The sequence below is a fragment of the Rhodospirillaceae bacterium genome, assembly GCA_016722635.1.
Classification (GTDB): Bacteria; Pseudomonadota; Alphaproteobacteria; order JAEUKQ01; family JAEUKQ01; genus JAEUKQ01.
In genome coordinates this window covers 22,695-31,788 of record JADKIX010000008.1, presented here as the reverse complement: position 1 = coordinate 31,788, position 9,094 = coordinate 22,695, and the positions used below count along the sequence as shown (strand labels likewise).

Annotated in this window: 7 protein-coding genes and 3 pseudogenes; 8 read left to right on the top strand and 2 right to left on the bottom strand. The window is 45.0% G+C overall.

Translation table 11 applies throughout. The annotated features are described in order from the left end of the window. Positions 1–454 precede the first annotated feature (454 nt). From IPP67_03930 to IPP67_03920, 3 genes and pseudogenes are all read left to right on the top strand, one after another. Positions 455–964: pseudogene (locus IPP67_03930) on the top strand (cation:proton antiporter). 10 nt (positions 965–974) lie between these two features. After that, entirely contained in the window at positions 975–2,108 is a 1,134-nt protein-coding gene (locus IPP67_03925; protein ID MBL0338331.1) for a cation:proton antiporter, read from the top strand. Between the two features lie 2 nt (positions 2,109–2,110). Then, entirely contained in the window at positions 2,111–2,602 is a 492-nt protein-coding gene (locus tag IPP67_03920) for a TrkA C-terminal domain-containing protein (GenBank protein ID MBL0338330.1), read from the top strand. Between the two features lie 423 nt (positions 2,603–3,025). Here the strand turns inward: IPP67_03920 and IPP67_03915 are convergent, their stop codons facing one another. Beyond that, positions 3,026–3,541 (bottom strand): hypothetical protein, encoded by a 516-nt coding sequence (locus tag IPP67_03915; protein MBL0338329.1) that lies wholly within the window; start codon positions 3,539–3,541, stop codon positions 3,026–3,028. Between the two features lie 36 nt (positions 3,542–3,577). After that, positions 3,578–3,999: pseudogene (locus IPP67_03910) on the bottom strand (nucleoside deaminase). Positions 4,000–4,232: 233 nt separating this feature from the next. Between IPP67_03910 and IPP67_03905 the strand changes: the two are divergent. The 5 genes and pseudogenes from IPP67_03905 to IPP67_03885 all read left to right on the top strand — a co-directional run bounded on the left by IPP67_03905 (position 4,233) and on the right by IPP67_03885 (position 9,094). Further along, positions 4,233–4,948: pseudogene (locus IPP67_03905) on the top strand (gamma-glutamyl-gamma-aminobutyrate hydrolase family protein). Positions 4,949–4,960: 12 nt separating this feature from the next. Next, complete coding sequence (locus IPP67_03900) at positions 4,961–5,752, top strand: rRNA pseudouridine synthase (protein ID MBL0338328.1); 792 nt, start codon at positions 4,961–4,963, stop codon at positions 5,750–5,752. Continuing rightward, complete coding sequence (rsmD, locus tag IPP67_03895; protein MBL0338327.1) at positions 5,749–6,348, top strand: 16S rRNA (guanine(966)-N(2))-methyltransferase RsmD; 600 nt, start codon at positions 5,749–5,751, stop codon at positions 6,346–6,348. Before IPP67_03900 ends, rsmD begins: the two co-directional genes overlap by 4 nt. An 82-nt stretch (positions 6,349–6,430) precedes the next feature. Next, positions 6,431–7,393 (top strand): restriction endonuclease, encoded by a 963-nt coding sequence (locus tag IPP67_03890; protein MBL0338326.1) that lies wholly within the window; start codon positions 6,431–6,433, stop codon positions 7,391–7,393. A 174-nt stretch (positions 7,394–7,567) separates the two neighbouring features. Continuing rightward, positions 7,568–9,094 (top strand): alpha/beta fold hydrolase, encoded by a 1,527-nt coding sequence (locus IPP67_03885; protein MBL0338325.1) that lies wholly within the window; start codon positions 7,568–7,570, stop codon positions 9,092–9,094.

The following is a 9,094-nucleotide window of genomic DNA, read 5'->3' as shown; positions in this document are numbered from 1 at the left end:
TGGGCAAATTGCCAGCTAAGGGTTTTGTTAAGGCAGGAAGATGCCGGTTGGATGTGATTCTTGGCCAACCGCTTTGGTAAGCATTACGCTGGTTAAGCAAAATTGCTTCAATCCGTTAAAAGGGCAAACAAGAATTTCTTGTTTGCCCTTTTATCATGAAATTTTTTAAATTTCTTTGCATGCAGTCGCCTTCACCGCCGCGCCTGGCAACACTGCCTTTGGGTTATCTGCTTGCTTCGCCTGTATCCCTAGAAACATCGTAGGGGATAAAAAACATTTCTTGAGAACCCAATAAAGATTGCATCCCCAAGATTGGATGTAAGGAAGACAATCAGAATGCTTTTTCGCCGCTATGCGAATATCAAGCTGATTTTCAGGAAAAGACCATGCATGATTTAGCGTCATTGATCAGGGATTTAGCGGTCATGTTGGGCGTGGCGGATGACCCCCTTTTCTTTTCCAAAAAATCCGCCAACCATTGGTCTTAGGATATTTGGTTGCAGGCATCATTATTGGCCCCTATACCCTGTCTCATTCCCTGATTATTGATCTGCCCAACATTAAAATCCTTTCTGATTTGGGCGTCATTTTTTTGATGTTTTCTTTAGGATTGCATTTCAGCTTTCAAAAACTGGCGCGGGTGGGTTTTTCCGCCGGATTGACGGGGTTATTTGAAGTCTTGGCCGTTTGCGCCCTAGGCTTCGGCGTAGGTCGCCTGATGGGCTGGACATTTTATGATTCTTTATTTTTAGGGGCGGCAGTTGCCATCTCATCCACCACCATTATTATCAAAGCCATGAGTGACCTTGGCTTGATGAAAAAACGATTTGCGGAATTAGTTTTTGGTGTATTAGTGGTGGAAGATTTATTAGCCATCCTTTTATTGGTATTTCTATCAACCGTTGTTAAAACCGACAGTATTTTCTCCCTAGAAATCACCTGGTCAGCCTTGCAATTGATCTAGTCGTTGGGGCGTGGTTTATTATCGGCTATTCCTGATCCCCACCTTGATGCGGCGGATTACCGGATACGCCACCCAAGAAACTTTAACGGTTGTTTCCATAGGTCTTTGCTTACTTTTGGTATGGGTTGCAGATTATTTCCATTATTCGACTGCCTTAGGGGCTTTCATTATGGGTTCCATCCTATCGGAAACCAGATTGGTGCAGCGAATTGACCATATTATTACCCCCATTAAAGACATGTTTGCCGCCGTGTTCTTCATTTCGGTGGGCATGATGTTGAATCCAAACGTATTGTGGGAGCATTGGTCGGCAGTCTTAGCGATCACTTTATTAGTTACCTTGGGCAAATTATTGATTACCGCAACCGGCGCCATTTTAACGGGACAAAGTTTCAACACCTCGCTGCGTTTGGGATTCAGCATGTCTCAGGTGGGTGAATTTTCATTTATTATTATTGGACTAGGGTTGACCTTAAATGTCACCAGTCCCTCCCTTTATGCCATTATTGTGGCCGTTTCAGGGATTACCACTTTTACCACCCCCTATTCCATCCGCTTATCGGGATATTTAGCGCAGAAAATAGATGGCTTGTTATCGAACCGGGTAAAATATTTCTTAGCCAGCTATTCCTCGTGGGTTTTTCGCACCTTATCTCAATCAAAACAGCAATCATTGTTCCGTAAAACCACGGTGCGGTTATTGGTTAATGGCCTGATCGTGGCAATTATTTTTACCTTGGTCAATAAATTGCTGTTAGCCCTATCGCGACGCTTTTTGAAGAAAATGGTCGGGGTTAACCGCAGCTTGGTTGATTGCCATGCTACTCTCCTCACCTTTCCTTTGGGGCATGTTATTTTCTTCACGGGGTGCCACACGCCAAGCAAGGATGTTTTCCACTTTTCCATCACCCTTTTATGGTTCTTAACAATTGCGGAAGTTTTAATCCTCACCGTTGCTTATTTCCGCCACTGGGTGGTTTTTGGAGTCTTGGCGGTTGTCTTTTTAGCCTTATTTTCTTTGCTTACCGACATTTGGGAAGATTATATCAATGGTTTGAGCAACGGCTGGTTGGTAACATCCGTAAAGAAGATGGGCGGCAACGGAAATATGAAGAATTATCGCCGTGGGACAGTCATTTTGTAGAAATGGAGGCAAGCTCCCACTCACCCTTATTAGGCAAAACCCTAACCCAAAACCAACTGCGGCAAAAATTTGGGGTGAATATTGTGGCGATTTACCGCGGCGCCCGCACTATCATTGCCCCACGCGGGGAGGAACGGATTTTACCGCTGGATAAGTTAATCGTCTTAGGAACGGACGAACAAATCGACCAATTCAGTAAAATGGTTGAAAAGGATGAAGAACCAGCAGAACCGGTTGATTTATTGGATAATTTTTCTTTGAAAGCATTGTTTTTACCTGTTGATCATCCGGCGGTTGGCAAAAATATTCGCGATTCTAAATTGCGGGAAGATGCACAAGCATTAGTTGTGGGGATTGAACGGGAAGGTCAGCGGATATTAAATCCAGATCCTACCACGGTTTTAGAGGCCAATGACTTGGTGTGGTTGGTAGGCGAAATTGATAATTTAAAGGCTTTTGACCGCCCTAAACCCCAGTTGCAGGATATCCATTAAAATGGTTGTTTTAATTTCTTAATTTATGTCCATATGAGATAAAAAACTAAAACTGGCCCAGCAACCAATAGAACAAATGGGTTTTATTGCTAACTGACCAATCGGCTTTTGTTGGGTATTTCCTCTATAATCATGGCCATCTGGAAACGCAGATAGTCAGCTAAAGCTAACAATAACTTTGATGGCAGCAACGTTACAGACTACCAATCGAGCTAGCAAAAAACTTGGTGAACAGATTGTGAGATGAATCAAACCTTTCAACGATGGTCGCCCCTTTAGTCAAAGGCTGATAATGTTTTTCTTCAAAGCCTTCTATTCCCAATTCCTGTAAATATTTTTTCAATTGGGCAAACGTAAATCGGTCCAGTTTATTCTTAACCGCATAGTTGTCTGTTGTCTCAAAAGAAAAAGGGGTCCCGAAATTTATAAAACCAGGGCCCCATCATTGCTGAGGTGGATGATGCGTGTATAGCCCATTTCCTTTTCTTGGCTTGGGTCTGTATAATACAAACTTAATGCACCATATGAGCCTGTTGTCTCCTTTCGTTCCATAGCAATGGTATGAGGAGATGCGACAAGTTTGACACCCAAACAACCAATTTTTCTGCTTAAATGTAGGATAACAGAGTCTGCATCAGTGCCTAAAGACCCATTATCAAAGTAGGCCACCCATTGACTGGAAGTTGGAATAAAAGCGCACTGATCACGAACAGGTCTCAAGATCGGACGAAGTCGGGACAAAATCGCCTCTAAACTTTCCTTCACCGTTTTTATGGCAAAAACAGCCTTATGTTCCCTTGGAATATTTTCTTGCCATTCTTGATAAGCATCCACAATTTGATGCATATCCGCCTTCAGAAACCCAATTTCATTGGTCGTTGGCGCATAACGATTTTGCAACAACAGCATGTTCGGATCAACCAATTGGTTTTTTTTCATCCTTGAATCCTAACCCTCAGTTTCTTTTTTTATTATTCAACGCCTTGCTTGGAAAAACTGGCGCAGCAGCTGGGTGGACCTATCGCCTGAAATGCCCCCGTAAACCTCGGGGCGGTGGTGACAGGTGGGTTGAGTAAAAACCCGGCAGCCATGCTCAACCCCCCCACCCTTAGGATCCTCCGCCCCAAAATAGAGGCGACGGATACGCGCAAAACTGATGGCGGTTGCACACATGGGGCAAGGCTCCAACGTTACATATAAATCTGCATGGGTCAGTATCTTACGATTAACTTCGCGGATCACCAGCATTTCGGCATGGGCGGTAGGATCGCATAATTCCTCAACCCGATTGCCCGCTTTGGCTAAAATTTGCTGGTTTTGATAATCGACCAATACCGCCCCACCGGCACTTCTCCACGCTGTGCCGCCGCCGCCGCTTCCTCTAAGGCAATTTCCATAAAGGGGGAAGATAATAATCCAACCATATTTGACCTTATTTGTATCAAGATGATAACCACATTCCTATCATTCGTTTTCCTATTCAACCTGGCAAGTAAAAATAGGAAAGTGTAATCATGAGGTATTTTCGTTAAACAATTACAAACCCTTGTCATTCCTCTGGTTTACTTTTATGATGAAAGCAGATAAGAAAAAAACATAACATGATTGCAAAAAACAATTAGGTGTACAAATGGCTCAACCGATTATTGGCATAACCCTTGATTCTGAAGAAGGCGGCGGTTGGTCAAAACTGCCTTGGTATGCCGTGCGCCAAAATTATTGTGATGCGATTGCCAAAGCTGGTGGTGTGCCCGTTACCCTGCCCCACCAGCCTGACCAAGTGAACGAATATTTCCGCTTCCTCAATGGCTTATTGGTAACTGGCGGTAATTTTGACGTTGACCCCGCTTTGTTTGGGGCTACCGTTCGGCATGACACCGTGCGCACAAAAGACCGGCGTACCCTGTTTGAATACCGGATGATCAAGGGAGCGTTAGAGCGTAACCTGCCCGTACTCGGTATTTGCGGCGGGCAGCAATTATTAAATGTGGTACTTGGCGGTTCGCTGATCCAGCATATCCCCGATGAAATCAAAACCACTTTGAAACATGAGCAACCCAATCCTCGCAATGAGCCGGGCCATGATGTCTTGATTAAGGCCAACACCTTGTTGCACCGGATTTGCCAAACCGATAAATTAGCCGTCAACAGCGCCCATCATCAAGCGGTCAAAACTGTTGCCAAACCGGTCGTAGTCAATGCCGTCGCACCCGACGGGGTGATTGAAGGCATTGAAGACCCGCGTTACCGCTTTTGCCTGGGGTGCAGTGGCATCCCGAATACGAAATCAGTGAGGGTGACCGGCGGATTTTCAAAGCCATGATCGCTAGTGCCATTGCAGCCTAAGAAATAGTTGACATGACAGACCCGATCAAAGAACCGGCAGATTTGGGCGAACACCTGCCTGACGCAAAAGGCCAGAGGCTGGCTAAAGTTATTGCCCGTTCCGGCTTATGTTCAAGACGGGAAGCAGAACGTTATATTGAGCAAAAACGCGTCCAGGTGGATGGCAAAGTCATCATTAGCCCAGCCCTAAACGTTACCCTTGACCAGATCATTGTGGTTGACGGTCAGGTTATTCCCGATATCGAACCCACGAAATTATGGCGGTACTATAAACCCCGCGGTTGCCTGACCACCCGGCATGACCCGGAAGGAAGGGCGACCATCTATGAATATTTACCCCGTCAATTGCAACGGTTAAACGCGGTTGGGCGGTTGGATTTTAATTCGGAAGGTTTATTGCTGTTAACCAATGATGGCGAACTGGTTCGCCAGTTAACGCTGCCAGCCAATCAATGGCTGCGGCGCTACCGGGTGCGCGTTCACGGACAGGTTGACCAAGGGTCGTTGCAACGTTTGCAAGAGGGACTGACCATTGATGGCATTCAGTATCAGACTGAAGAGGTAACCTTGGACCGCCAACAAGGGGAGAATGCCTGGCTGACCATCAGCTTGCGGGAAGGAAAAAACCGGGAAATCCGCCGTTTGTGTGAATTTTTTGGCTGGGAAGTCAGCCGTCTGCTGCGTTTGTCTTTTGGCCCCTTCCAATTGGGCAATTTACTGAAAGGTGAAGCCGAACAAATTCCCGGGCGGGTGCTGCGGGATCAGTTGGGCATCAATACCAAAATAAAGACCAAGAAAAAATGATCCGTATTATCAGCGGCAGGTGGCGGGGGAAATTGCTGCAAACTTTACCTGGGCAGCATACTCGCCCCACCGCTGACCGCACCCGACAGGCACTGTTTAATGTGTTGGAACATAACCCCGAATTTCTAGCCAGGTCATCGGGCTTCTTATCCGTTTGGCAAAATTTGGTGGTGATTGATGGGTTTGCTGGCAGCGGCGCGTTAGGATTGGAAGCCTTATCACGGGGAGCAGACCAGGCTTATTTTTTTGAACAACATTCTGAAGCCACACGGATTATCCAACAAAATATTAAACAATTGTCTGTTCAAGATAAAAGCCGCCTGTACCCAGGCAATATCCTGAACCCTCCTTTATTATCCACCCAATCCGGGTTAATTCCGGCACATTTGGTTTTTCTTGATCCCCCTTATCATCAAGATCTCATTATCCCAAGCTTGCAGTCCCTTGAAAAACAAGGCTGGTTGCAACCAAACTGCCGTTTCGTTTTAGAAATGGCCGCGGACGAAGAATTACCTATTTCCCCCTCCTACCGTTGGTGGCAAGAAAGGCTGTATGGATCAACAAAAGTGGTGTTGGGCTGGCGTTTAACACGGTAACTTATCATTTTTAGACCAAAAAATGTTTGCTAGCACCCCTCAATTCATTCATCCTACCATAAGAAATGATAAGGGAGATAGCATGGCCATACCCAAATTTTACGAATTGATGCTGCCGGTTCTACAACTTGCTCAAAGCCTGAATAACCCGCAGGAAATCAAAACATCCCTAGCAATCCAGGAATTATCGCGTAGCTTCAAACTAACCGAAGCAGAACGGTATCAGTTGTTGCCCTCCGGCCGGGGATATTTGTTTGCGAATCGAGTTGGGTGGGCCAAAACATATTTGACAGCCGCCCAACTGATTGAATCAACGGGACGCGGCAGTTTTCGTCTGACGAACCGGGGAATAGAATTATTAAATTCCAACCCTGCTTTTTTAACCGTCAATTTTTTAAGGCGTTATAAAGAATTTGGGCAGTTTATGGCAGCGCGTGTCAGTGAACCAAGCAAAATCATGGGCAATCCCACCTCTCCCATCGAACAATCCAATCCTATTGGCGACACCAGTTCAGAATTCACCCCAGAAGAAATTGTTCGCCAATATCATGAACAAATCCAACGGTCTTTAGCCACTGACCTACTCAAGCAACTGATGCAATTATCTCCGACCGCTTTTGAAAAAGTTGTCCTTGAAGTTGTGGCAAAGGTCTTTAATGTCTCTGCCAATGGCACCAAACATCTAGGCCAAAGCTATGATGGGGGGGTGGACGGGGTGATTTACCAAGATGTCTTGGAATTAGATCGCCTTTATATCCAAGCCAAACGTTTGTCAGCAGACACTTGGGTTTCCGCCCAACAAGTTCGTGAATTTATTGGCAGCTTAGATAAACATCACACCAACAAAGGGGTTTTTGTAACCACTGCGGATTTCAGCGCACCCGCTCGGCAAGAAGCAATTAAAGCTAGCAAAAATATCGCTTTAATTCATGGCGAAAAACTGACTCAGCTGATGATCAGCCATCATGTCGGTTGCGAGATTCGAGAAACCCTTCATATTTCACGCATTGATGAAGATTTTTTTAACGATTGGAATGAAAATTAATTCTTATCTGCAACCCATTGCGTTAATGGTATGTTTGACCGTTGAGGGATAATAACTTTTGACTAAAGAAAAATGAGCGTTGTTTTCGCTAAGCTTTGCCTCTTCCCCTTTACCGCGAATTTTTATATCCTCCGAGAACAAAGTTTTTCAGATAACCCCTCAAGGGATATTGATATGTCATCATTTTTTGCAGAAACAGATAAGTTGCCCCAGAAAAATTGGTTAGCGGTTTTTGGGTTGTTATTTTTTTTATCCCCAACCATTTCGCAGGCTTCCTCCCCCCGTCTAGAATCAGTCACATGCTCCTTTACCATTCCCCAAGGCAGTACAGCCAAATGTTGGATCCTACATGTGCCTGAAAACCGCTCAAACCCCAATAGCCCCGAAATTTCTTTGCCAGTTGCCTTATTAAGCACACCTGACCAGAAGGAATTCCCAGACCCTATCTTATATTTAGATGGCGGCCCTGGTTACAGCGCAAATTTAATTCGGGAAGACATTTATGATTGGTGGGATTGGATTGAACTAACCACTTGGAACCGCAAACGCGATTTATTGTTACTCGACCAACGCGGTACCAAAGCAGCCAACCCTGCCCTTTATTGCCCGGATTTTTTTGATGGAAAAATGGAACAATTGGCAGCAAATGGATTGCCGCTAAAACAATGGAAAGAAATGTTGCTAAAGCTTGCGGGGCAATGCCAACAACAATTGCAAGCCGCACATATTGATTTGACCGCGTATAATTCCCTGGAAAGTGCGGCAGATATTGCCGATTTATTACGGTTGATGCAAATCCAGCAAGTCAATATATACGGTATTTCTTATGGTACCAAGCTGGCTTTAACCTTCATGCGCGATTACCCCCAATATATACGCAGCGTGATTTTGGATTCTGTCTACCCGCCGGAAGTTGATTCATTTGTCGATGCCCCTGCGGCGGCATCCCATGCCTTTCATCGCCTTTTCAGGGATTGCAGGGCTGATGACACCTGCAATCGACGATATCCTGATCTGGAAAAGCAGTTCCTGCAATTATATCAACAGCTGGAAAAACAACCCATCCAGATTGAGGTGGAAAAAGATGGCCTTAAAGAAACCCGTTATATAATAGTGACCCCACAAACATTGGTATTAATGATTTTTCAAGGGCTCTATGACACCGCCAATATTAGAAAATTACCCCGCTTAATCTATCAACTATCTCATGGTGAGGAACAATTGGCTTTATCTTTTATCCAAGATTTATTAGCCTCCGAAGGTACCCAATTCTCTTATGGCATGTATTTTTCTTTTGAATGTGGGGAAGAATATCCCAGTACTGATTTCAACCGGCAAAAAATTGAAATTGACCGCTATAAGCCTTATTCCTTGGCAGTTGCCGATTATTATGATCTGAACATTGTCTGCCCTTTCTGGCACAGCGCAAATTCCCAAGCGGCCCTTAATAGCCCTGTTTATAGTTCCATTCCTACTCTAATCTTGTCCGGCAGTTATGATCCCATCACGCCCTTAAATGCCGCCAAATTGACAGCTTCCCGTCTAGAGAATTCTTATTTTTTTGAATTTCCTGACGTTGGTCATGGGGTGGTTTCCAGCAATAACTGCGCTGATATCATAGCCGGTGTTTTTCTGGATCAACCTTCACTATACCCCATCCACCCCTGTTTAGGGGATTTGGAACGGCCAGATTTCCGTTAA

Bases quoted from the DNA above. Each gene is read 5' to 3' on its own strand.
- IPP67_03920 (MBL0338330.1), top strand. From the start codon at position 2,111: ATGGAGGCAAGCTCCCACTCACCCTTATTAGGCAAAACCCTAACCCAA.
- IPP67_03885 (MBL0338325.1), top strand. From the start codon at position 7,568: ATGTCATCATTTTTTGCAGAAACAGATAAGTTGCCCCAGAAAAATTGG.
- IPP67_03890 (MBL0338326.1), top strand. From the start codon at position 6,431: ATGGCCATACCCAAATTTTACGAATTGATGCTGCCGGTTCTACAACTT.
- rsmD (MBL0338327.1), top strand. From the start codon at position 5,749: ATGATCCGTATTATCAGCGGCAGGTGGCGGGGGAAATTGCTGCAAACT.
- IPP67_03915 (MBL0338329.1), bottom strand. From the start codon at position 3,541: ATGAAAAAAAACCAATTGGTTGATCCGAACATGCTGTTGTTGCAAAAT.
- IPP67_03900 (MBL0338328.1), top strand. From the start codon at position 4,961: ATGACAGACCCGATCAAAGAACCGGCAGATTTGGGCGAACACCTGCCT.